The organism is Cryobacterium breve (genome assembly GCF_027594785.1).
GTDB classification, from domain to species: Bacteria; Actinomycetota; Actinomycetes; order Actinomycetales; family Microbacteriaceae; genus Cryobacterium; species Cryobacterium breve_A.
Genome location: NZ_CP075584.1, coordinates 2,719,209 through 2,743,173 on the forward strand (window position 1 = coordinate 2,719,209; position 23,965 = coordinate 2,743,173).

The window sequence follows — 23,965 nt, forward strand, 5'->3', positions numbered from 1 at the left end:
CCATGAGCACCCAGCCGCACGACGACACCACCCCGGACGAGCCTTCCCAGGCAGCGGATGCCGTCGACAAGGTTTCCGCGGACAAGGTGACAGACGACAAGGCCGCTGACAAGGCCCCCAAGGAACGCCAGCCGATCACGACCAACCGGATCGTGCTCTGGGTGATCGTCGCCGCGATCGGGCTCTACTTCGTCGTCTCCGGCGTCTACGGCATCCTCGTCAAGTAGTCTGAAGGAACTATGGACTTCTTTTTGGGGTGCGTTCTTCTCGATCCTGCCGACGGTCGCGCTCGGGCTGATCTTCTGGGTCATCATGCGGTCGATCATCAGGGCCGACCGCACCGAGCGGAAGGTCTACGCCGAGATCGAAGCCGAGGAGCGCGCGAAGCTCGGCCTTGAGAAGCCGACCACCTAACTTCGCATGTTCGGCATCGACATCTCGACCTTCATCCTCGTCGTGGCCCTGGTCGTCGATTTCACAATCCGAGTCGTTGCGATCATCGTCGTTCCCCGCAACCGCCGCCCCACCTCGGGCATGGCCTGGCTGCTCGCCATCTTCTTCATCCCGTACATCGGCGCACTGCTCTTCCTGCTGATCGGCTATCGCACCCTGCCGAAAAAGCGGCTGGAGATGCAGGCCGAGATCAACCAGTTCATCCTCGAGAGCACCGACGGCATCGAACAGGTTCGACGCGACCATCCCTGGCCGGGCTGGCTCGAGTCCGTGGTCGAGTCTCAACCGCAACCTCGGGGCGATGCCGCTCGTCGGCGGCAACACCGCGCGCCTGCTCGGTGACTACGACGCGACCTTCGCCGAAATGGTCGTCGACATCGACAAGGCCAAGCGCTGGGTGCACGTCGAGTTCTACATCCTCTCCCTCGACACGACCACCGCGCCGTTCTTCGACGCGATGGAACGCGCGGTGCAGCGCGGCGTGACCGTGCGGGTGCTGATGGACCACATCCAGTCGATGCGGAAGCCCGGCTACCGCAAGACCCTCAAGCGGCTCACCGAATCCGGGGTCACGTGGGAGCTCATGCTCCCCTTGCAGCCCCTCAAAGGCAAATGGCAGCGGCCGGATCTTCGCAACCACCGCAAGCTCGTGACGGTCGACGGCGTCGTCGGCTACATGGGCTCGCAGAACATCATCGACCGCACCTACAACATGAAGTCGAACCTCCGGCGCGGACTCAAGTGGAAAGACCTGATGACGCGGCTCGAGGGCCCGATCGTCGCCGGGCTCAACGCGATCTTCATCACCGACTGGTACGGCGAGACGAACGAACTCCTCACCCGCGACATCCAGCCGGTGCAGCCCACACAAGCGCCGCACACCCTCGACTGTCAGGTCGTGCCGAGCGGGCCCGGGTTCGAGGGCGAGAACAACCTGCGGCTGTTCCTCGCCCTGCTGTACTACGCGCAGGAACGCATTGTGATCACGAGCCCGTACTTCGTGCCCGACGAGTCGATCATGTACGCGATCACGACCGCGACCCAGCGCGGGCTGCACGTCGAGCTCTTCGTCTCCGAGATCGGCGACCAGGCCCTCGTCTATCACGCCCAGCGGTCGTACTACGAGGAATTGCTGCGGGCCGGTGTGATCATCTACATGTACAAGGCGCCGTACGTGCTGCACGCCAAGCACTTCACGATCGACGACGAGGTCGCGGTGATCGGGTCGAGCAACATGGACATGCGCTCGTTCAGCCTCAACTTCGAGGTGTCCCTGATGGTGCGCGGCCGCAGCTTCGTGCGCGACCTGCGCGCGGTCGAGGACGGCTACCGGGCCGACAGCAAACTGCTCACCCTCGACGACTGGATGAAGCAGCCGCTGCGCTCCACCATCCTCGACAACCTTGCCCGCCTCACGTCCGCCGTCCAATAGCCCCCGCCGCCCTAACCAATTCGACGGAGTTTTTGGTTTTTTCGATGCGTGAGAGCGCGATCTAAGCGCTTTCCCGGCAAAATCTCCGTCGAATTAGTTAGGGGCAGGGGCAGGGGCAGGTGCAGCGGCGCCATCACGGGTGCTCGGGTCAGGTGCGGGGCTTCAGGCGCACGGTGGGGAGGTCGGGGGCGGGGAGTGCGGGACCGGGGTAGCCGGCGACGGTGCCGAAGCGGCCCGCGGCATCCGCACCGTCGATGACCTCGGACTGCCACTCGGCCCGCCAGGCCACGACCTCCTCGTGGCTGCGGCCGATGAAGTTCCACCACATCACGAGCTTCTCCGTGAACGGTTCGCCGCCGAGCAGCAGCACCCTGGCCGGGTGCCTCGAGTGGTTTTCCAGGCGGATGCTGCCGCGCCCTCCGCGAGGTAGCCCAGCTCGCTGCGCGCGAGCGTCACGCCCTCGACGAGCACCGGTCCGCGGTCGACGAGTATCCCGTGCTCGAATGCGGGGTCGAGGTCCAGGTCGAGCACGGCACCTGACGGAAGATCGACCTGCGCGCCGAGCACCGGGCTGTAGACCCGGGCCGCCGAAACGAGAGGGGCCGGTACCGGCACCGGTGTCGCCCGCGAGGCCGCCGATGAACACTCGCGCGGTCGCCCCGCCGCCGAGTGGCGCCTGCGGAATCTTCAGGTGCTCGAAGTGCGGCGCCTGGTGCCGGTGTTCCTCGGGCAGGGCGAGCCAGAGCCTGCACGCCGTGCAGCACCCGGGTCTCGGGCGTCGACACCTCGGAGTGACTGATGCCGCGCCCCGCGGTCATCAGGTTGAGCTCGCCGGGGAGCACCGGGGCGTGGCTTCCTGCGCTGTCGCGGTGCTCGATCTCGCCTTCGAAGAGCCAGCTGACGGTCTGCAGACCGGTGTGCGGATGCGGCGGCACGACCATGCCACGCCGGGCGCCGTCCGCGACGCCTCCCGTCGCCTCCTCGCGAGTGCCCGAGCCTGTGCCGGTGCCGGTGGCGGTCCCTGACGCGGTCCCGGCCGCCACCACGGTTTCGAGGGCGACCGGAGGCGCGATCTCGTCGGGACCGTAGTGGTCGATGAAACACCACGCCCCGATCGTGGACCGGCCGCGCTGGGGCAGGGTGCGGCGTACGTTCATGGCCCGGGGGCCGCCGAGAGGCACGTCCCGCGGGAGCAGCAGGAGCACCGGAGCCTGCGGCATCCGCTGTCTGGCCGGGGGCGGTCCGCGCACTTGTGGTGGCGCTGCCCGCATCCACCGAATCGGAGGGATTCGCGGTCGCCACGGCTCCGGTGCCGCCGGCGATCACGAGCTCGGAGGGGTCACGTTCGAGGTTGCTCACGCTCGCAGCCTAGGCGCAACTCCCCGGTCATTGCTGGAGACTCTGGCGGAGGGCGCCCGGAGCGGGCACTATGGACCTGCCGAGCACTCCTCGCGTCACCGAACCCCCTCGGCCCAGGAGTCGTCATGTCCGATCAGACCCCCGCGGGGACCCCTCCGATCCCCGGTCCCGCTGCCGATGCGGCCGTCCCTTCCGCCCCGGCCGGCGCTGCCGCCAAAGCCGTCACCGACGTCGCCGGCGCCGGGGCGCAGGCCGCGGCCATCGAGGAGTTGCTCCCGGGGCTTCGCGCGCTCTACGAGGACCTGCACCGGAACCCCGAGCTTTCCTTCGCCGAGCACCGCACCGCGGCCCTCCTCGCCGGGCGGTTGCGCGCCCTCGGCTATGAGGTGACCGAGGGCGTCGGCCGCACCGGGGTCGTCGGTATCCTGCGCAACGGCGCCGGGCCCACCGTGCTGCTGCGCGCCGACTTCGACGCCCTGCCGGTCGCGGAGAGGACCGGGCTGGCCTACGCGAGCGCGGTCACCCAGGTCGGCGTCGACGGCGTGGAATCGCCGGTCATGCATGCCTGCGGCCACGACATGCATGCCACCTGGCTGGTCGGCGCCGCCGCGATCCTCGCCGGGCAGCGCGCGGACTGGTCCGGCACCCTCCACCTCGTGTTCCAGCCGGCGGAGGAGCTCGGCGCAGGCGCCGCCGCGATGATCGACGACGGCTTCTTCGACCGCTTCGGAACGCCCGACATCACCCTCGGCCAGCACGTCACCCCGTGGCCGGCCGGCGAGCCTGCTCTATCGCGCCGGGAGCGTCATGACCGCGGCCGATTCGATCCGCATCGTGCTGCACGGCACGGGGTCACACGGGTCCACCCCCGAGCAGTCCGTCGATCCCGTGGTGCTCGCGGCATCCGTCGTGCTGCGCCTCCAGACGATCGTGTCGCGCGAGATCGCCGCCGCCGACTTCGGCGTGCTCACCATCGGCACCCTGCACGCCGGCACCAAGCAGAACATCATCCCCGACTCCGCCGAACTCGGCATCAGCATGCGCACCTACGAACCGCTCGTGCGTGAGCGGATGCTCGCCGCCATCACCCGGATCGTCACCGGAGAGTGCGCCGCGGCCGGGTCGCCGCGCCCGCCGGAGATCGAGGTCACCTTCTCGGTGCCCGCCCTGGTCAACGAGCCGGCCCTGACAGCGGAGTTCGCGGGGCTCTTCACCGAACGCTTCGGCGCCGGCCGGGTGGGGGTCGGCCCGCAGGCGGCGCCGAGCGAGGACTTCGGCCTGTGGGGCACCCGCGCCGGCTGCCCGTCGTTCTTCTGGTTCACCGGGGGCGGCGACCCCGCCGCGTTCCGGGCCGCGATCGCCGCCGGTCGCATGCAGGACGTGCACTTCAACCACTCGCCGTTCTACGCTCCCGTGCAGGACCCCACGATCCAGACCGGCATCGAGGCCATGGTCACCGCGGCCCGCCACGCCCTCACCCGCTGAGAACCGCCGGCACACGAGGGAAGCGCCGAGTGTCGCCGCTGCCGCCGAGCGTCGCCTGTGGACCGGCGATTGTCGGCGCGAACGGCGACACTCGGGCTCGGGCTCGGGCTCAGGCTCAGGCGCGGACGCGGTCCTGCCGGGGCACGACGACCGTCTTGATGATCAGCAGGATCGAGGCCGTGACCGGGATCGCGATGAGCGCCCCGAGCATCCCGAGCAGTGCCCCGCCGGCGATCGCCCCGATCACCACGAGCGAGCCGGGCACGGCGATCGCCTTGTTCATCACCCGCGGGGTGAGCACGTACGCCTCGATCTGCAGGTACACGAGGTAGTACAGGCCGATCCAGAGTGCCGTCGAGGGGGAGGCGAGCAGGGCGACCGCGACCACGATAGCCGCGGCGAACACCGAGCCGATCAGCGGTACGAGCGCGAGCGCGAAGACCACGACCGCGAGCACCCCCGCGAACGGCACCCCGATGATGAGCATCGCGACGAGGCCGAGCCCCGAGTTCAGGCACGAGAGCAGCAGCATCCCGTTCACATAGCCGCCGATCGAGCCGGTGATCTGCTCGGAGATGTCGATGAAGCCCGGCCGGCGCGGGCGCGGCACGAGCGCATAGAGCGCCTTCTTCATTCCGTCGAGAGACGCGAGGAAGTACAGGCTCAGGATCAGCACGATCATCGCCCCGGTCACCCCATTGATGAGGCCGACCCCGACCCTGACCAGGCCGGACCCCACGAACAGCCAGCTCGCCGGGTCGGTCGCGAGCGCGATGAGCCCTTCGAACAGGGCGGGGAGGTCGATGATCCCGAGCTGGTCCGACAAGAAGATGAACCAGTCCTGGTGCTCGAGGTTGACCAGGTAGCCGGGCGCGAGCTGGGCGAACGCCACGATCTGCCGCACGAACACCGGAAACACGAGCAGCACGATCAGCACGGCGATCACGGTGAGGGCCACGAAGACGAGCCCGATGGCGAGCGGGCGGCGCAGGCCCCGCGCGACGAGCATCCGCACCACGGGGTCGAGGCCGAGCGCGATGAACAGGGCGGCGCCGATCGAGATCAGGATCGTCGAGAGCGACGCAAGCGCGACACCGAGCACGACGGCCGCGAGCACGCCGAGAGCGCCGACGAATCCCGTGATGAAGGGAGAGCGCAGCGTCGCGGCGACCGAGACCGGCTCATCCAGCCGAGCGGATGCCGGCCCGCGGCCCCAGCGCACGCCCGGCGTCACGCGCGGCCGGGACGCCTGGCTCCGGGCATCAGCCTGGTGCGGCCGCTTCGCGGGGGAGGCCGTTGCTCGCGCGGGTCGGGACCTGCGGATTGACCTGCGGATTGCCCACGCCGTCCATGGTGCCGCCTCTCGCCGCCGTCGACCAGGTGCGGCTGCCGCACCGACCCGCTGATGAGGGTATTACCTCCCTGCGCGAGGCCGCAAGGATGGCCGCGTGGAGACATCCGTCACGCCTGCGGCGAACAGAGGCGCGCTTTGGTGGCTTCCCTCGTTACTCTCGATGTATCGGCGCCACACCTGCCCCTGGTGCCAAGGGAGTGATCACATGTTTGAGAGATTTACCGACCGAGCTCGTCGTGTCGTCGTTTTGGCCCAGGAAGAGGCCAAGATGCTCAACCACAACTACATCGGCACCGAGCACATCCTGCTCGGGCTGATCCACGAGGGTGAAGGCGTCGCCGCCAAGGCCCTCGAGAGCCTGGGCATTTCGCTCGACGCCGTGCGCGAGCAGGTCCAGGACATCATCGGCCAGGGCCAGCAGCAGCCGACCGGGCACATCCCGTTCACGCCGCGCGCCAAGAAGGTGCTCGAACTGAGCCTCCGCGAGGCACTGCAGGCTCGGCCACAACTACATCGGCACCGAGCACATCCTGCTCGGCCTCATCCGCGAGGGTGAAGGCGTCGCCGCCCAGGTGCTCGTCAAGCTCGGCGCAGACCTCAACCGGGTGCGCCAGCAGGTCATCCAGCTCCTCTCCGGCTACCAGGGCAAGGAGCAGGTCCAGGTCGGCGCCAACGAGACGGCGAGCGGACCGGCGGGCAGCCAGATTCTCGACCAGTTCGGCCGCAACCTCACCCAGGCCGCACGCGAGAACAAGCTCGACCCCGTGATCGGTCGTGAGAAAGAGATCGAGCGGGTCATGCAGATCCTGTCCCGACGATCGAAGAACAACCCGGTCCTGATCGGTGAGCCCGGCGTCGGCAAGACCGCCGTCGTCGAGGGCCTCGCCCAGGCCATCGTCAAGGGCGATGTTCCCGAGACGCTCAAGGACAAGCAGGCTCTACTCGCTCGACCTCGGCTCGCTCATCGCCGGCAGCCGCTACCGCGGCGACTTCGAGGAGCGCCTGAAGAAGGTCACCAAGGAGATCCGCACCCGCGGCGACATCATCATCTTCATCGACGAGATCCACACCCTCGTCGGTGCCGGTGCCGCTGAGGGCGCCATCGACGCGGCCTCGATCCTCAAGCCGCTCCTCGCCCGCGGTGAGCTGCAGACGATCGGTGCGACCACGATCGACGAGTACCGCAAGCACTTCGAGAAGGATGCCGCGCTCGAGCGCCGCTTCCAGCCGATCCAGGTCGCGGAGCCGTCCCTTCCCCACACCATCAACATCCTCAAGGGACTGCGCGACCGGTACGAGGCGCACCACAAGGTGTCCATCACCGACGGCGCGCTCGTGGCCGCGGCGAACCTCGCCGACCGTTACGTCTCCGACCGGTTCCTCCCGGACAAGGCCATCGACCTGATCGACGAGGCCGGCGCACGCCTCCGTCTCTCGATCCTGTCGAGCCCGCCCGAGCCTGCGCGAATTCGACGAGAAGATCGCCGTCGTCCGCGCCGCGAAGGAGACCGCGATCGAGGATCAGGACTTCGAGAAGGCCGCCGGCCTGCGCGACGAGGAGAAGAACCTCCTCGGCGAGCGCCTCCGCCTCGAGAAGAAGTGGAAGTCCGGCGACGTCAAGACGACCGCCGTCGTCGACGAAGGCCTGATCGCCGAGGTACTCGCCCAGGCGACCGGCATCCCGGTGTTCAAACTCACCGAAGAGGAGTCCTCGCGGCTCGTCTTCATGGAGAAGGCCCTGCACCAGCGCGTCATCGGTCAGGAAGAGGCCATCTCGGCGCTCGCCAAGACCATCCGCCGCACCCGTGCCGGACTCAAGGACCCGAAGCGCCCGAGCGGTTCGTTCATCTTCGCCGGCCCCACCGGCGTCGGCAAGACCGAACTCGCCAAGGCGCTCGCCGAGTTCCTCTTCGATGACGAGGCCGCCATGATCTCCCTCGACATGAGCGAGTACGGCGAGAAGCACACCGTGTCGCGCCTGTTCGGTGCGCCTCCCGGGTTCGTCGGCTTCGAAGAGGGCGGCCAGCATCACCGAGAAGGTGCGCCGCAAGCCGTTCTCCGTCGTGCTATTTGACGAGATCGAGAAGGCCCACCCGGACATCTTCAACTCCCTGCTCCAGATCCTGGAAGAGGGCCGGTTGACGGATGGCCAGGGTCGCGTGATCGACTTCAAGAACACCGTGATCATCATGACCACGAACCTCGGCACCAAGGACATCAGCAGCTCGCCCGTCGGCTTCCAGCTCTCGGGCGACACGACGACCGGCTACGAGCGCATGAGCGGCAAGGTGAAGGAAGAGCTCAAGAAGCACTTCAAGCCCGAGTTCCTCAACCGCGTCGACGAGGTCATCGTGTTCCCGCAGCTGACCAAGCCGGAACTGCTCCAGATCGTGGACCTGTTCATCAAGCGCCTCAGCGACCGCCTTCTCGACCGCGACATGACCGTCGAACTGACGATCCCCGCGAAGGAGCACCTGATCGAGGTCGGCTTCGACCCCGCTCTCGGCGCCCGGCCGCTGCGCCGTGCGATCCAGCGCGAGGTGGAGGACCGTCTCTCCGAGAAGATCCTGCAGGGCGAGCTCAACGCGGGTGACCACGTGCACGTCGACTACCTCGCCGGCGAATACGTGTTCACCACGACGGCGCGAGCCACGGCCGTGTCCATCGGCGTGAACGCGTCGGCAGCCCTCGGCACCGGATCGGGCACGCCCGACCTCGCGGTCGCCACGGACTAAGCACCAGACGCACGCAGGAGGGGCCAGGCGGAGACATCCGCCTGGCCCCTTCTGCGTGCGTCGCTCGGCACGGCCGTTCCCCGCCCGCGCGGGGGCTAACTCAGGAAGAACGTCGGGTCGAGTGCGTCGGGTCGCGGAAACCCGGGGCGGTCTTCCGTAGACTGGAACGGTTTTCCTGAGTTAGCCACACGAGAGGCCGGGCACGCAGCACATGCAGGAGCAGGAGTATTCGGTCCGCCGAGCGCGCACGAGTGACGTCCCCCGCATCCAGACCCTGGTGGCCCCTCTCGTCCAGGAGCGCATCCTGCTCGGCAAGGAGAGCGTCGTCTTCTACGAGGCGGTTCAGGAATTCCGTGTCGTCGAAGACACCCACGGTGAACTCATCGGCGTCGGCGCCCTGCACGTGATGTGGGAGGACCTCGGCGAGGTGCGCACCCTCGCCGTCACCGCAGACTGGCTCGGCCGCGGCGTCGGCCACGCCCTCCTCGCCCGACTCGAAGCGGATGCCCGCGAGCTCGGCCTGTCCCGCCTGTTCTGCCTCACCTTCGAGGTGCCCTTCTTCACGCGCCACGGATTCAGCGACATGGGGTCCGAGACCGTCGACCCGCTCGTCTATGCCGAACTCGTCCGCTCCCACGACGAGGGCGTCGCCGAATTCCTCGACCTGGCCAGGGTCAAGCCGAACACGCTCGGCAACACCCGCATGGTGAAACGGCTCGGCTGACCGCGGTCCCTTGCGCTTCCTGGGACGATCGTCCCGCCGGTCGTCATCCGGTCGGCACGGCGGTTGTCCGAACGCCTGTTCCGCCGACCCTTCCGCCGACCCTTCCTGCGGTCATTCCGAGGTTCTGTCGCGCGCCCAGGGTGCCGCTGGTTGAGAGCCTCCGGCTCGAGGATTCTCGACACTTCGTATGTAAATCACGGGGCCGGTTGAGCATTGTGCTTTCCAGAGAGTTAATCTCCTTGTCATTGAGAATGCACAGAGAGTCCATAGCCTTGCGGTGAACGCGAACGTGAACGCACCCGTGACCACGATCCCTGGTCGAACGGTGCTCGTCCCCCAGCACACCGAGGAGTTCCATGTCACCCGCTCACAGCAGCCGTCTCCGGCTGGCTTTCGCCTCTATTGTGGGAGTGAGCCTCGTGGCCGCTCCACTCCTGGCCGTTCCGGCCATGGCAAGCACCGCCGGTACCGGAATCGTGATCTCGGAGGCGTACCTCAACGGCGGCAGCGCCGGCGCGAGCTACCTCAACAAGTTCGTCGAGTTGTACAACCCCACGGATGCCGCGGTGGACCTCGCCGGGACGTCGCTGCAGTACCGCTCCCCGGCCGGCACCGCGAACCCCACCGGGCTGCTCGCGCTCACGGGATCGATCCCCGGCAAGGGCCACTACCTGATCCAGGGCAACTCGAATGCCGCGAACGGAGCCGCGCTCCCCACCCCGGACGCCTCCCTTGCATTCTCCTTCGGGGCATCCGGCGGCACCCTCTTCCTGGCCAACCAGACGACAGCGCTGACCGCACCGGCGACCGGCTCCCTCGTGAACGACCCCGCGATCATCGACCTGCTCGGCTACGGTTCCTCCACGACCTTCGAGACGGCGGCGGCTCCCGCGGCCTCGGTCACGACGTCCCTGGGGCGTACCGGTGAGCTCGACACCGATTCCAATGCCGCCGACTTCCTCGCAGGTGCCCCGACGCCCACGAACGCGGCCGCATCCACGCCGACGCCGACGCCGACCGCAACGGACACCCCGACCCCGACGGCAACCGCAACTCCGGCCCCGACCGCGACCCCGACCGCCCCGCCCGTCGCTGCCATCCCGATCAGTGCGATCCAGGGCACCGGTGCGGCGAGCGAGCTCGTCGGCACGACCGTCACGACCCTCGGCGTCGTCACGGCCGCCTACCCGACCGGCGGCCTCGCCGGCTTCTCCCTGCAGACAGCAGGCACCGGCGGCGCCATCGACCCGGCGACGCACACCGCCTCCGACGCGGTCTTCGTGTACACCGGCACTGTCGCCGCGCCCGTCAGCATCGGCGACTACGTCTCGGTCACCGGGGCCGTCACCGAATACTTCGGGCTCACCGAACTCACCCTCGCCGCGCCCGCCGACCTCGTCACGCTCGACAAGACCGGGATCGTGGCCCCACAGCCCGCAACGGTGACGCTCCCCACGACGGATGCCGCCCGCGAACCCCTCGAGGGAATGCTCCTCGCCCCTCAGGGCGCGTTCACCGTCACGAACAACTACTCGACGAACCAGTACGGCGAAATCGGTCTCGCCGCCGGGACCACCGCCCTCGTGACGCCCACGGCCACGGCCCGTCCGGGAACCGCCGAATACACCGCCGCGGTCGCCGCCAACGCCGCCCGCGCCGTCACCCTCGACGACGGCGCCACGACGAACTACCTCGCCACGGCCAACAAAGCCAAGCCGGTCCCGTACCTCTCCACCGACAGCCCCGTGCGCATCGGCGCAGCAGTGACCTTCACCAAGCCGGTCATCTTCGACTTCCGCAACAGCACGTGGAGGCTCCAGCCGACCGCCGAGCTCGTGCCGGCGACCGCGGCGGCCGTCCAGCCGGCGACCTTCGCCAACACCCGCACGGATGCCCCGCGTGCCGTCGGTGGGGACATCCGCCTGGCCACGTTCAACGTGCTCAACTATTTCCCGACCACCGGCGACTCCCTCACCGGCTGCACGTACTACTCCGACCGCGCCGGGACGCCGATCACCGTCAACAGCGGCTGTGACGCCCGCGGTGCCGCAACAGCAGCGAGCCTCGGCCGCCAGCAGGCGAAGATCGTGACCGCGATCAACGCCCTCGGCGCCCAGGTCGTCACCCTCGAGGAGATCGAGAACTCGGCCCGCTTCGGCAAGGACCGCGACGCGGCCCTGTCCACCCTCGTCGACGCCCTCAACACGGCCGCAGGGAGCGCGGTCTGGGCCTTCGTGCCGTCACCGGCCGCCCTCCCCGCGAGCGAGGACGTGATCCGCACCGGCTTCATCTACAAGACAGCGGCCGTCGAGACCGCCGGAAGCTCCAGCATCCTCGACGCCCCCGCCTTCGCCAACGCCCGCCAGCCTCTCGCCCAGGCATTCCGGCTGGTCGGTGACACCGGGAGTTCCTTCCTCGCAATCGTGAACCACTTCAAGTCGAAGGGCTCCGGAACGGGCGTCGACGCCGACCAGGGCGACGGCCAGGGCGCCTCGAATGCGTCCAGGGTCAACCAGGCGACGGCCCTCGTCGGCTTCGCCGACACGCTCAAGACCGATACCGGCATCAGCAGGGTCTTCCTCACAGGAGACTTCAACGCGTATGACCAGGAAGACCCGATCAAGGTCATCACGGACGCCGGGTACCTCAGCCAGGAAACCAAGTCGGGCGAGTACACCTACGCGTTCGGGGGAGCCGTCGGTTCGCTCGACCATGTCTTCGCCTCGCCGGAGGCCAACGCCGCCGTCACGGACGTCGACGTCTGGAACATCAACTCGGTCGAGTCCGTCGCCCTCGAGTACAGCCGGTACAACAACAACGTCACCGACTTCTACCGCGCCGACGCCTTCCGCTCCTCGGACCACGACCCCGCGGTCGTCGGGCTGAAGCTCGCGAGTGCGGCCAAGGTCGACATCAACCTGCTCAACATCAACGACTTCCATGGCCGGATCGACGCCAACACCGTCAAGTTCGCCGGAACGGTCGAGCAGGCTCAAGGCCGAATACGGCGACGCGGCGACCCTGTTCCTGTCCGACGGCGACAACATCGGCGCCTCGCTCTTCGCATCCGCCTCACAGAAGGACCAGCCCACGATCGAGGTCCTCAACGCGCTGGGCCTGAAGGCATCCGCCGTGGGCAACCACGAGTTCGACCAGGGACTCGCCGACCTCACCGGCCGCGTCAGCACGGCCGCCGATTTCGACTACCTCGGCGCCAACGTGTACCAGCTCGGCACGGAGACGCCGGCCCTGCCGGAGTATTCGCTCCAGGACGTCGCGGGCGTCACGGTCGGCGTGATCGGCGCCGTCACCGAGGAGACCCCGTCTCTCGTCTCCCCGAACGGCATCGCCACCCTGAGCTTCGGTGATCCGGTCGCCGCGGTGAACCGGGTCGCTGCCCAGCTCAGCGACGGCAATCCCGCCAACGGCGAGGCCGATGTGCTCATCGCCGAATACCACGAGGGCGCCGGCGCCGGAGCCCCGGACGGCGCGACACTCGACACCGAGCTCGCGCTCACCGACACCGCGTTCGCGCAGATCGTCACGCAGACAGCGCCGACGGTCGACGCGATCCTGACCGGCCACACCCACAAGCAGTACGCCTGGGACGCCCAGGTCCCTGATGCCGCCGCCGGCGTCACCCGCCCGGTGCTGCAGACCGGCAGCTACGGCGAGAACATCGGTCAGATCGTCTTGCGCTTCGACCCGGCGACCGGCCTCACCACCACGGTCAAGAACCAGAACGTCAAGCGGTCGACGGCCGCAGACGCCACCCTCACGGCCGCCTACCCGCGGGCCGCGGCCGTGAAGACGATCACGGATGCCGCGCTCGCCCAGGCCGCCACGATCGGCAATCAGCCGATCGGGTCCGTAACCGCCGATGTGACCCGGGCCTGCACCGGTGGCGTCGCTCCCTGCGTCGAGAACCGTGCCGCGGCATCCACTCTCGGCACGCTCGTCGCCAACTCGCTGCGCGACTCCTCGCCGACCCGGTCACGGGCGGCGCCGAAATCGGTGTCGTCAACCCGGGCGGTATGCGTGCGGACCTCAGCCAGGCCCCGGACGGCGTCGTCAGCTACGCCGAGGCCAATGCGGTGCTGCCGTTCCTGAACAACCTCTGGACGACCAGCCTGACCGGGGCGCAGTTCAAGACCGTGCTCGAGCAGCAGTGGCAGCGCGATGCGGCCGGTGCTGTGCCGAGCAGGCCCTTCCTGCAGCTCGGACTCTCGGACAACGTTGACTACACCTTCGATGCGAGCCGCGCCGAAGGCGATCGCATCACCGGGATCTGGATCGACGGACAGGCGATCGACCCGGCGCACTCCTACCGGATCGGGTCGTTCAACTTCCTGATCACGGGCGGTGACAACTTCCGCGAATTCACCCAGGGTGCGGGAACGCGCGATTCGGGCCTCGTCGACCGGGATGCGTGGATCTCCTACCTCACCGAGCACAGCCCGCTGGCTCCGTCCTTCGCGGCCCGCCAGGCATCCGTCTCCGGCGCCCCGACCACGGCCGTCTCGCCGGGCGACTCGGTGAGCCTGACCGTGTCTGGCCTCAACCTGACCTCGCTCGGCGCACCGAAGAACACCGAACTGGCGCTGGGCCTGCGGGGCAGCACGGTGAACCTCGGGACCACCCCCGTCGACGCCACCGGCACGGCAACCGTCACGTTCACTGTCCCGGTGGATGCCGCGGCCGCAAGCGTGCTCGAACTGACGGCCAAGGAGTCGGGAACCATGGTGCGGGTCGCCCTGACTGTCACCGCGCTCACGCCTCCCGTGACGCGGCTCGCGGGGGCCGACCGGTTCGAGACGTCTGCTGCGGTGTCGGCGGCGAGTTTCGCTCCTGGCGTCCCGGTGGTGTACATCGCCAGTGGCGGGGCGTTCCCGGATGCGTTGTCCGGTGCTGCGGCGGCGGCAAAGGATGGCGCGCCTGTTCTCCTGGTGCGGACGGACGGCATCCCGGCGGCCGTGCAGGCCGAACTCACTCGCCTGCAGCCCGGCCGGATCGTCGTCCTGGGCAGTTCGGTCTCGGTGAACGATGCGGTGGCCACGGCGCTTGAGGACTCGACCTCCGGGACCGTGACACGCCTCGCGGGGGCCGACCGGTTCGAGACGTCTGCTGCGGTGTCGGCGGCGAGTTTCGCTCCGGGCGTCCCGGTGGTCTACATCGCCAGTGGCGGGGCGTTCCCGGATGCGTTGTCCGGTGCTGCGGCGGCGGCAAAGGATGGCGCGCCTGTTCTCCTGGTGCGGACGGACGGCATCCCGGCGGCCGTGCAGGCCGAACTCACTCGCCTGCAGCCCGGCCGGATCGTCGTCCTGGGCAGTTCGGTCTCGGTGAACGATGCGGTGGCCACGGCGCTTGATGACTCGACGTCCGGGACCGTGACGCGGCTCGCGGGGGCCGACCGGTTCGAGACGTCTGCTGCGGTGTCGGCGGCGAGTTTCGCTCCTGGCGTCCCGGTGGTGTACATCGCCAGTGGCGGTGCGTTCCCGGATGCGTTGTCCGGTGCTGCAGCGGCGGCGAAGGATGGTGCGCCTGTTCTCCTGGTGCGGACGGACGGCATCCCGGCGGCCGTGCAGGCCGAACTCACCCGCCTGCATCCGGCCAGAATCGTGGTGCTCGGGAACACTGACGTCGTGGGCGCTGCGATAACGGATCAGCTTGCGGGCTTCATCGGCTAGCCCGGCAGCATCCCCACCTCGCGCCGCCGCGCAGGGAGACCTGAACCGTCTCTCTGCGCGGCGGCGTTCTCGTTGTCGGTCGCAGGCAACCGCGGCTCCTGCCACGACCGGCAATCGTCGCCGACACGCACTCCATTCCCGGGGCTGCCGGGCAAAGCTGGTTAGCCTTGGGGCATGTCGACGATCAAACATCCGGTCGGCCCCCAGTCAAGCAAGGTCTACTGGCGCCGCCGCCTCATCGTGGGTCTTGGCCTGCTCTTCGTGATAGTCATCATCGTGCTGATCGTGGTGCGCCCGGGATCCGGCAGTGGCCAGCCCGCCCCGACCCCCACGCCGACCCCGACCGCCGGCACTGACGCTCCTGCTCCCGCCGCAGCCGCGGACGCCGCCCCCCGCCGCCTGCGACCCGGCCGCCGTCACGGTCGAGGCGCTGACCGATGCCGTCTCGTACCAGCCCGGCCAGAAGCCCGAGCTCTCCCTCAGTATCACGAACAAGGGCACCATCCCGTGTGTGATCAACGCGGGCACCTCGAAGCAGGTCTTCACGATCTCGAGCGGCCAGGACATCTACTGGACCTCGACCGACTGCCAGAGTGCGGCCGCCGACGCCGATGTGACCCTGCAACCGGGCGTTCCCGTGAGCTCGACGACACCGATCTCGTGGGACCGGGTGCGCTCCAACGCCGCCACCTGCGACGAGTCGACCCGTACGGCCGCCCCGGCCGGGGGAGCCTCCTACCATCTCGCCGTCTCCGTCGACGGCATCGCGTCGACGACACCCAAGCAGTTCATCCTCGACTGACCGACTGACCGACTGACCGCCTGACCGCCTGACCGACTGACCGACTGACCGTGCTGGAGGTCGGCCGAGAGCGGAATAGTCTGCTCCGGTGCCCGCCCCGGCGTACGGAATGATTGAATGGGTGGCGTGACTGACCCGACCGACACGACCCCGCCGACCCCGCCGACTCGCTCGGCGGCCCTCGCCACCGCCCTCGCCGCGCAGGACGTCGCAGCCGTCGCATACGCCCTGCGCAACGACGTCGTGATCGTGCCGCAGCTCGTCGTCAACGGACAGGGCGAGCAGGTTCGCGTCTTCGGCCGCGAGGGCACCGACAAGCGGATGCTGCTGCTCTTCTCCTCCGCCGAGAACTACGTCCGCATGGTGCCTGACGAAGTGGACCCTCAGGTTATGGTCGGCGACGCCCAGTGGCTGCGCGACTTCCTCACCGTGCATCGGAACGTGCTCGAGATGGTCTTTTTCGACATCGCCGGCCCGCACGTGATGCAGGCCGCCCCTGACGACCTGATGGCGGCGCTCGGCACCCTCCCGGAAACCGATTCCGGCGACGACGCCTAAGCCGGTAACCCCGCATCGGCGGCATCCTGAGGCGTCCATTCGCCGGTGTCTGGGCTGAGCGCTAGGCTGAGCCTCAACAGTGTTTCTTCCTCTTTCAGAGGGGGTTCCCGGTGGGGAGAATGAAGGCCGGGAACACACGCCTGTCGGGGAGCAGGCCACGATGAACGCACCGCCGAATGAGTCGATCGAGGCGAGACTGGCGCGCGTCGAGCGCCTCTTCTGGATCGACCGCGACGAGGCCAACCAGGCCGCGAGGGACTGGCTGGTCGAGCCTGCGCGTCGTCGATGTCGATGGCGCGAACGGCGAGCCCGTCGACTACAGCCACGTCGAGACGGGCTTCGGCCGGGGCGCTGTCGCGCGGCGTCTCCGCGTGCTCCTGGCCAACATCAGCCGCACCCGCGGAGACCCCAGCCGCAGCGCCGCCGAGGTGCAGCAGATCCTCGCCTGGGCCGAGCGGCACGGCGAGGTCGCCCTGCAGTCCCGTTGTCACGACGTGCTCGGTTCGGTGTTCGAGATGGTCGGCGACCCGGCACTCGCGCTCGAGCACGCGGTTCTCGTCAACGATCTGATCGACGAGGGCGAGGTGCCGCTGATGCGGGCCGCCGCCCGGCTCTGCCTGGCCGACGCCCTCGGCTCCGCCGGATCCTTCGACGAGTCTCGGCGCCGCTACAACGAGGCTCTGCGGCTCGTCATCGACGACACCGACACCAACATCCGCTACATGATCCTCAACAACCTCGCGTATACCGAGTACCAGGCCGACAACCACGAGGCCGCGCTCGAGACCGCGGAACAGCTGCTCGCCTTGTCTGCCGCGAACTCCCGCCCGATCGGCATGTACGCGCGCGACACCATCGCCAGGGTCTACCTCACCGCAGGGCGGCTCGACGAAGCCGAGAGGATGCTGCTCCCGGCCATCGAAACCGCGAACGACGATCCCAACCCCGATGCGGTCTCGGCAGCACTTGTCACCCTCGCCGAGGTCTACCGGATCCAGGGACGGCTCGACGAGGCCCAGCGCGTGATCGACCAGTGCGCCACCCTCGCCGCCGGACACGGTCTCGTCCGCTGGCTCACCGAGGTCGCCCGAGAACAGGCTGAGTCCTATGCCGCGAACCTCGACTACCGCCGGGCCTTCGAGGCATACCGGAGCTACCACGCCCAGTCGGTCGCGCTCAGCGCGAGCGAGAACGAGGCCCGCGGGCGCATCCTCGAAGCCATGTTCCAGACCGCCGAGTCGCGGCGCGAGAGCGAACGCTACCGGGAACTCGCCGAGCGCGACCCGCTCACGAGCCTGCACAACCGCCGCTTCGTCGACGAGCACCTGAGCATCGCCGCGATCCGGTCGGGCGAGGGCGGCCCGGGCTTCGCCATCGCGATGATCGACATCGACCACTTCAAGCGCATCAACGACGCCCTGTCCCACGCGGTCGGCGACGAGGTGTTGCGCAAGCTCGGCGAGATCCTGAAGCGCGCCGCCAACCGGGTCAAGGGCGGGATCGCCGCCCGCCTCGGCGGGGAGGAATTCCTGCTGATCCTGCCCGGCGCCGACGCGGCGGAGGCCCGTGAACGCTTCGAGGAAGCCCGCTGCGACATCGCAGACTACGACTGGACCCCGATCACCGCCGGGCTGCCCGTCACCGCGAGCATCGGGGTCGCCCTCGCCCCCGAGGACGGCGTACAGACCTCGGACCTCCTCCGGGCCGCAGACGTACGCCTGTACGTCGCCAAACGCGACGGCCGGAACCAGGTCGTGCACACTGCGACCATCCAGGCCTCGGCCGCGCGCTGATAGCGCCTGCGACTGCGGCGCACCCTGCGGTTGCGCGCGCATGCCGTCTTCCTGCCTGCGCTGAGGCTGCCTGAGCGTCCCGCACCAACTTCGCCGCTTCGCGCCAGGCATGCCTGGCGCGGAGCGGCGCAAGTGGCGCGCGGCAGGCGCGGAGCGGCGCAAGTGGCGCGCGCGGAATGCCGTGCCTGCCCGGCCGGCACGGTCCCGCTACCGGAACGCCGCGTCGAGTTCCGCGTCGCGTGCCGAGACCGGCTCTCGCAGCGCGAGGAGGATCGCCGAGTCCAGCCGCCCGGCACCCGAGTCGATCCGGGTCACGAACCCGAGCCGAGCGGCCTCGCTCGCACGCTGCTTCGCCGACGACACCGGTCGCACCTCGCCGGCGAGGCTGATCTCACCGAATGCGACGACGTCGTGCCCGATCGGCTTGTTCCGCGCCGCCGAGGCGATCGCGAGCGCGATGGCGAGATCGGCGCCCGGTTCGGTCAGACGGATGCCGCCTACGGTCGACACGTAGACATCCGACGCCCCGAGGCCCTTCACTTCAGCCCTCTGCTCGAGCACGGCGATGATCATGGCGACGCGCGACGAGTCCACCCCGTTGGTCACCCGGCGCGGGTTCGGCGCCGAGCTCGGCATGACGAGAGCCTGCACCTCGACCGGCATCGCCCGCCGCCCCTCGAGGGCGACCGTGACGCAGGTGCCGGGCACCAGGACGCCGCCGCGGGTGAGGAACAGGCCGCTCGGGTCGGGCACCTCGGAGATGCCCTCCCCGGTCATCTCGAAGCAGCCGACCTCGTCGGTCGGCCCGAAGCGGTTCTTGAGTGCGCGCACGAAGCGGAGCGCTGTCTGCCGGTCGCCCTCGAACTGGCAGACGACGTCGACGAGGTGCTCGAGCAGGCGGGGGCCGGCGATCGAGCCGTCCTTGGTGACGTGCCCGACGAGGAGGATGGGCAGGTTGCGGTCCTTGGCGACCCGGATGAGGGTGGATGCGACCTCGCGCACCTGGCTCGGTTGACCGGGAAGCCCGTCGGAGAGCCCGCTCGCTACGGTCTGCACGGAGTCGATGATGACGAGGCTCGGCTGCACCGCGTCGATCTGGCCGAGGATGGTCGCGAGGTCGGTCTCGGCGGCGATGAACAGCTCGGGCTGCAGAGCCCCGGTGCGCTCGGCGCGCAGGCGCACCTGGCTCACCGATTCCTCGGCACTCACGTAGAGCACCCGGGATTTGGCTGCCGCCGCTTTCGAGGCCACCTCGAGCAGCAGCGTGGACTTACCCACGCCGGGCTCGCCGCTCAGCAGGATGACCGAACCGGGCACGATGCCGCCGCCGAGCACCCGGTCGAACTCGCCGATGCCGGTCGGCCAATGCGAAACCGCGGTGGTGTCCACGTGGGTGATCGGACGCGCAATGCCGGACCCGATCACGGCGACGGGCTTGACGGCGCGGGAGAGGCTCGCCTTTTCCGTCATGTCGACCACGGTGCCCCACTGCTGGCACTCGCCGCAGCGCCCGGCCCACTTCAGGGTGGTCCAGCCACACTCGGTACAGCGGAAGGAGGAAACGGGTCTGGCCATGCCTGCGAGCCTAGCTTCGGCCACCGACACCCGGGCAATCGGCCGCGTGCCGACGCCGGTCGGAGCCCACGCTCAGGTCCTGACCGCAGTCCGCACGCCCACCCGACGGCCGGGCGAACCTACCCCTCGCGCAGGTCGGCGAACTCCTCGGCGTCCTCCGGAACGAGCAGTGCGATATCCTCGCTCAACGCCGGGAGGAACGCCTCGGCCCAGACCCGATAGCCGCGGTCGTTCGGGTGGAACAGGTCGTTGGCCACGTGGGTGGCAACGCTGCGCAGCCCCGGCCGCTTCGTCGTCGCGTGCAGCGGCACAACGGTGAGCCCGTACTCGGCGGCGACCGCCCGCAGGATCCGGTTCCCGACGGCCACGATCCGTTCATTGTGCGGTAAGTGGAAGCACGGCAGGTCGGCCACGAGAGCGTGCGGCGGCAACGCGGCGAAGATCGTACGGATCCCGGATTCGAACACCGCGGCATCCCACACCGCCACGTTGTTCGCACCGATCGCGACCGTGACGATGTCGGGGGAGAGCTCCGCGAGGAGCGGCAGCTGGTCGCGCACGGCGAGCTCGACGGTCGCTCCCGAGACACTCAGGTTGACGACCCGCACCGAACGACCGGTGGCCAGGCGGATGTGATCGGCCAGCAACCCGACATAGCTGTGCCGCGGTTCGCTGGCCCCGATCCCCTGCGCGGCGCTGTCGCCGATCGCCACGTAGAGCAGCTCGCCCGGCTCCCGGCCGTGCTCCCGCCACCACTGCGCGTGCGCGGGGAGGGTCTCGTTGAGCACCCGGGCGTTGCCCTGGCGCCATTCCCGGAAGCCGCGGGCTCGAACGACCGCGGCTGCGGTCATTCCGGTGGCGGTGGTGACGGCGCCGAGGGTGACCAGGAGCGCGCGAAGGTTCGGTTTGACGTAAGACACGGGGGAGCGTACCGCCGGTTTCTGGGTGCCGGCTTTCCGCTTCCTGTGTTCGCGTGTCGCGGTTTTGAGCCAAGCGGATGCCGCCCGCGAGCCTCGAATATTCGCCTGATTCGCGCAGACCCCTCTTTCTCACGTACAATCTCCCTCGGTACCGTGTCCGAGCGGCCGAAGGTGCAACTCTCGAAAAGTTGTGTGGGGGAGACTCCACCGTGGGTTCAAATCCCACCGGTACCGCCACAGTCAAACCCCCTGAATCCCTTGAAAAACTGGGAAGCAGGGGGTTTTTCACTGCCCAAGAACTTCGTCGAACCGAGCCGGGCTCTTGACGGATCCTCGGTACGCTCCATACGCTTCGGTCATGAATCGTGTACCGATGTTCGCGGCATCGGGAATCATGTTGTTCGCGCTTGTCGGGTGCTCTGGGAATGCCACGACTCCAACGGCCATCAATCAGACTTCGACTGCGAGCAACCACTTGTCTGCTCGCGACGCTTGGCTCGCCTGTATGGGGGCAACCCAATCGCAGGCTCTGTCCGGGGGCATCACGCACGATCCGGTGTTTCCGCCGTTCGCGGAGGATGTGGTGAAGCAGGGAAACGATGGGACCTTTGAAGTGACAATCGTCATCCCTGATTCGACGAGTCCTCACGGCGTTTCTTCCACCTGCGAAGTGAGCGGGACTCTAGACAGACCTGTTATGCTGTGGCAATCCTTTGTTCTCCGCAAGGAGTGATTTCACGCAGCAGTTGGCGCCGCCCCCCGTCGTTGATGCCGTACGTCGTATTCGGAAGATCCGTGCGGTCACCACCTCAACGTGCCGGTCGCATTGTTCGCGAAACATCTCCGAACTCATGCGGCCCTCGGAACAAGTACGAACACGCTCGCAGTGATCAGCTGGGCGGCGACCAACGCCGCGGTCAGGGTCAGGCGAGGCCAGAGCGTCCTACTCCAGTTCGCGACCAAAATGGGAACTGATCCAATGAGTGCTGTCGCAACGTAGTTGTGCAGCGAAGATGAGTCGAATGAAGCGATCTCAGATTTGCTGAGTCGGTAATAGCCGCCGTAGTTCCAGAGCCCGTCTTCGAACCACCACCACGCTGCACAGACCAGGATGCCGAGCGGGAGCGCCCAGAGGAGCCTGCCGGGGGTTCGGATCGGACCGGTACAGGCTTTGCAGCTTCACGTAGTGCCTTCCGGCGGTCCCGGAGCCTGATGAGGTCAACGGATCGCTCTTGAATGAAAGCCCAGATCCAGAGGGCATGTTGGCTCGGATCTGTCTCACATTATGGAGTCCGGGGTCACTTCACACAGCCCCCTTCCAGGGCTCGACCAGAGCGCACGGAGGCTTTCGGCAGGGCTTTCGTCAACGAGCGTCGCTCTGACCCTTTTTGAGGTCGGATGCGGCCGGTCCCTGGGACGCGTTGCTCGGGCCCACCGAGGGCCCTGCCTGCAGCTGCGGCATTGCCGGGCGGACGTTTTGACGCAGCCACTCGTTGAAGAAGGTGGTGAGCGATTGGCCTGAGGTCTTCTCCATCACGGCTTGGAAGTCTGCCGTGGTCGCCGTAGAGCCCTTGTACCGGTTCAACCACAAGCGGGCGCCCGCGAAGAACGCCTTGTCACCGACCTTCTCGCGCAGCGCCTGGAGTGCGGCCGCTCCCCGCAGGTAGACCGGAGCCGAGAAGAGTTCGTCGCGACCGGGGTCCGCGATGTTGAGCGTCCAGCCGTTGTTCGCGTCCAGGTATGACACCGCATCGGCAAACTGCGCCGGAATCGTTGCGGTGCCTTGATGCTCAGCCCACAGCCATTCGATGTAGGTGGCCCAGCCTTCGTTCAGCCAGATGTCCTTCCAGTCCGAGGGCGTCACCGAATCGCCGAACCATTGGTGCCCGAGTTCATGGACCACTGTCGCTTCGTCCGCAACCTGCGAGTAGACGGGCCGGGTTTGAGTCTCCAGGGCATAGTCGACTGAATCGTCGTCGACAATCGCGCCGAACGCCTCAAATGGGTAGCGCCCGAACTGGCCCTCGAGGAAGGCAATCATCTGGGCCTGAAGCGCGAGTGCCGCCTTCGTCTCCGCAAGACCCGCGCCCGTCACGCCCGAGTCGATGGCATTGACGATCGGGAGTCCGTGTGGACCCTTATCGTTGGTCAGGGTGAAGTCGCCGACTGTCGCCGTCGCCAGGTAGCTGGACATCGGGTCCGTGGCCTCCCACGACCAGGTGGTCCACCCGGCTTTGGTCCGTGGCCGGCCGTCGGCCAGACCATTCGCAATGGCCGTCTTTCCAGCCGGCACCGTGATGTGGAACGAATACGTGGCCTTGTCTTGGGGGTCGTCGTTCACGGGGTACCAGGTCGAGGCGCCATCGGGCTCGTTCACCACCATCGCGCCATCCGCAGTCGTGACCCACCCATAGAGGGCGCCCGTTGTGTCCAGCGGACGCCCGGTGCTTCCCCCGTATTCGATGGTGATCGTTGTCAACTGTCCCTCCCGGAGCTTCGGCAGCAGACCGACGGTGAGCTCCCAGTATCGGTTCGCGTCGTCCTGGGTCTGTGACCATTCGGCGCTCCCCTTGTCCGCCGATTTCCCGTGCGTCTCCGCCTTCCCGTCTACCCGCACCGACGTGACGTCGAGACCGCGCAAATCGAAGTTGAGCGACTGCAGGTTCTGCTTCGCGCGGAGCGTGATGGTCGCGACGCCGTTGAGTTTTCCCACGAGTGCCGTGGGGTCCGTCGGCGGCGCGTATCGAAGGGCGAGGTCGTAGTGCAGCACGTCGTAACCGCCGTTGCCGTCGTAAGGAAAATACGGGTCGCCGCTCCCGGGAGCCCCTGCCGTGTATGCGGCACCGTTTGCGCTTGCTGTGTTCGCGTGCGTGCCGAGGGCCGCGGCGCTTCCCGTCCCGATGGAAGTGAGTGCCAGCACGGATAATCCCGCGATGGCGGCGGTGTGGAGCCTTGTGAATGACGGCAAGGAACATCTCCTTCGTTGGGCGAACCAGTGGCGCGTTCGTGTCAACCTACTTCGGTCGCGTAAAAGCGGCTAGCTCGAGTCACGGGAATGGCCGGTCAGTCTCGCCGTCCATAGTCAGGT

14 protein-coding genes, 1 tRNA gene and 3 pseudogenes are annotated in these 23,965 nt (G+C 68.1%); 12 read left to right on the forward strand and 6 right to left on the reverse strand.

What is annotated here, in order from left to right; translation table 11 throughout:
• The first annotated feature begins 2 nt into the window (after positions 1-2).
• Entirely contained in the window at positions 3-227 is a 225-nt protein-coding gene (locus tag KIV56_RS13325) for a hypothetical protein (RefSeq protein WP_281533815.1), read from the forward strand.
• A 193-nt stretch (positions 228-420) separates the two neighbouring features.
• Positions 421-1,885 (forward strand): annotated as a pseudogene (gene cls, locus KIV56_RS13335) (cardiolipin synthase).
• Positions 1,886-2,033: 148 nt separating this feature from the next.
• Here cls and KIV56_RS13340 read toward each other — a convergent pair.
• On the reverse strand, positions 2,034-2,255 hold the full coding sequence (locus KIV56_RS13340; protein WP_281533816.1) for a pirin-like C-terminal cupin domain-containing protein: 222 nt from the start codon (positions 2,253-2,255) through the stop codon (positions 2,034-2,036).
• An 82-nt stretch (positions 2,256-2,337) separates the two neighbouring features.
• Positions 2,338-3,105, reverse strand: coding sequence for a pirin family protein (locus KIV56_RS13345; protein ID WP_281536158.1), 768 nt, complete (start codon positions 3,103-3,105; stop codon positions 2,338-2,340).
• Positions 3,106-3,369: 264 nt separating this feature from the next.
• On the opposite strand from KIV56_RS13345, the pseudogene KIV56_RS19855 reads away from it, so the two are divergent.
• Together KIV56_RS19855 and KIV56_RS19860 are read left to right on the forward strand one after the other, a co-directional pair.
• Positions 3,370-3,948, forward strand: a pseudogene (locus KIV56_RS19855) (M20/M25/M40 family metallo-hydrolase); the annotation flags it as partial.
• Between the two features lie 103 nt (positions 3,949-4,051).
• Positions 4,052-4,729 carry a peptidase dimerization domain-containing protein gene (locus tag KIV56_RS19860; protein ID WP_348648394.1) on the forward strand — a complete coding sequence of 226 codons (678 nt, stop codon included), beginning with the start codon at positions 4,052-4,054 and terminating at the stop codon, positions 4,727-4,729.
• Positions 4,730-4,844: 115 nt separating this feature from the next.
• Here KIV56_RS19860 and KIV56_RS13355 read toward each other — a convergent pair whose 3' ends face one another.
• Positions 4,845-5,963: an AI-2E family transporter gene (locus tag KIV56_RS13355; RefSeq protein ID WP_281533817.1), complete on the reverse strand. Its 1,119-nt coding sequence runs from the start codon at positions 5,961-5,963 to the stop codon at positions 4,845-4,847.
• A gap of 325 nt (positions 5,964-6,288) precedes the next feature.
• Between KIV56_RS13355 and KIV56_RS13360 the strand changes: the two are divergent.
• The 7 genes and pseudogenes from KIV56_RS13360 to KIV56_RS13390 all read left to right on the forward strand — a co-directional run bounded on the left by KIV56_RS13360 (position 6,289) and on the right by KIV56_RS13390 (position 18,382).
• A pseudogene (locus KIV56_RS13360) lies at positions 6,289-8,818 on the forward strand (ATP-dependent Clp protease ATP-binding subunit).
• Between the two features lie 211 nt (positions 8,819-9,029).
• Positions 9,030-9,542, forward strand: coding sequence for an amino-acid N-acetyltransferase (locus tag KIV56_RS13365; RefSeq protein WP_281533818.1), 513 nt, complete (start codon positions 9,030-9,032; stop codon positions 9,540-9,542).
• Positions 9,543-9,952: 410 nt separating this feature from the next.
• Positions 9,953-12,910: an ExeM/NucH family extracellular endonuclease gene (locus KIV56_RS13370; protein WP_281533819.1), complete on the forward strand. Its 2,958-nt coding sequence runs from the start codon at positions 9,953-9,955 to the stop codon at positions 12,908-12,910.
• Positions 12,911-13,576: 666 nt separating this feature from the next.
• The gene (locus KIV56_RS13375; protein WP_281533820.1) at positions 13,577-15,229 is read left to right on the forward strand and encodes a cell wall-binding repeat-containing protein; all 1,653 of its coding nucleotides are present in this window, start codon (positions 13,577-13,579) and stop codon (positions 15,227-15,229) included.
• A 307-nt stretch (positions 15,230-15,536) separates the two neighbouring features.
• Positions 15,537-16,031 carry a hypothetical protein gene (locus KIV56_RS13380; RefSeq protein WP_281533821.1) on the forward strand — a complete coding sequence of 165 codons (495 nt, stop codon included), beginning with the start codon at positions 15,537-15,539 and terminating at the stop codon, positions 16,029-16,031.
• 126 nt (positions 16,032-16,157) lie between these two features.
• The gene (locus tag KIV56_RS13385) at positions 16,158-16,589 is read left to right on the forward strand and encodes a dehydrogenase (RefSeq protein WP_281533822.1); all 432 of its coding nucleotides are present in this window, start codon (positions 16,158-16,160) and stop codon (positions 16,587-16,589) included.
• 176 nt (positions 16,590-16,765) lie between these two features.
• Complete coding sequence (locus KIV56_RS13390; RefSeq protein ID WP_281533823.1) at positions 16,766-18,382, forward strand: tetratricopeptide repeat-containing diguanylate cyclase; 1,617 nt, start codon at positions 16,766-16,768, stop codon at positions 18,380-18,382.
• Between the two features lie 207 nt (positions 18,383-18,589).
• On the opposite strand, the gene radA is transcribed toward KIV56_RS13390, so the two are convergent.
• Positions 18,590-19,957 carry a DNA repair protein RadA gene (radA, locus tag KIV56_RS13395; RefSeq protein ID WP_281533824.1) on the reverse strand — a complete coding sequence of 456 codons (1,368 nt, stop codon included), beginning with the start codon at positions 19,955-19,957 and terminating at the stop codon, positions 18,590-18,592.
• Positions 19,958-20,076: 119 nt separating this feature from the next.
• The gene (locus tag KIV56_RS13400) at positions 20,077-20,877 is read right to left on the reverse strand and encodes an SGNH/GDSL hydrolase family protein (protein WP_281533825.1); all 801 of its coding nucleotides are present in this window, start codon (positions 20,875-20,877) and stop codon (positions 20,077-20,079) included.
• A gap of 147 nt (positions 20,878-21,024) precedes the next feature.
• Between KIV56_RS13400 and KIV56_RS13405 the strand changes: the two genes are divergently transcribed.
• A tRNA-Ser gene (locus KIV56_RS13405) sits at positions 21,025-21,114 on the forward strand.
• A 1,126-nt stretch (positions 21,115-22,240) separates the two neighbouring features.
• Here the strand turns inward: KIV56_RS13405 and KIV56_RS13410 are convergent.
• Positions 22,241-23,890, reverse strand: a complete 1,650-nt coding sequence (locus KIV56_RS13410; RefSeq protein WP_281533826.1) for a M1 family metallopeptidase — start codon at positions 23,888-23,890, stop codon at positions 22,241-22,243.
• Positions 23,891-23,965: the final 75 nt, after the last annotated feature.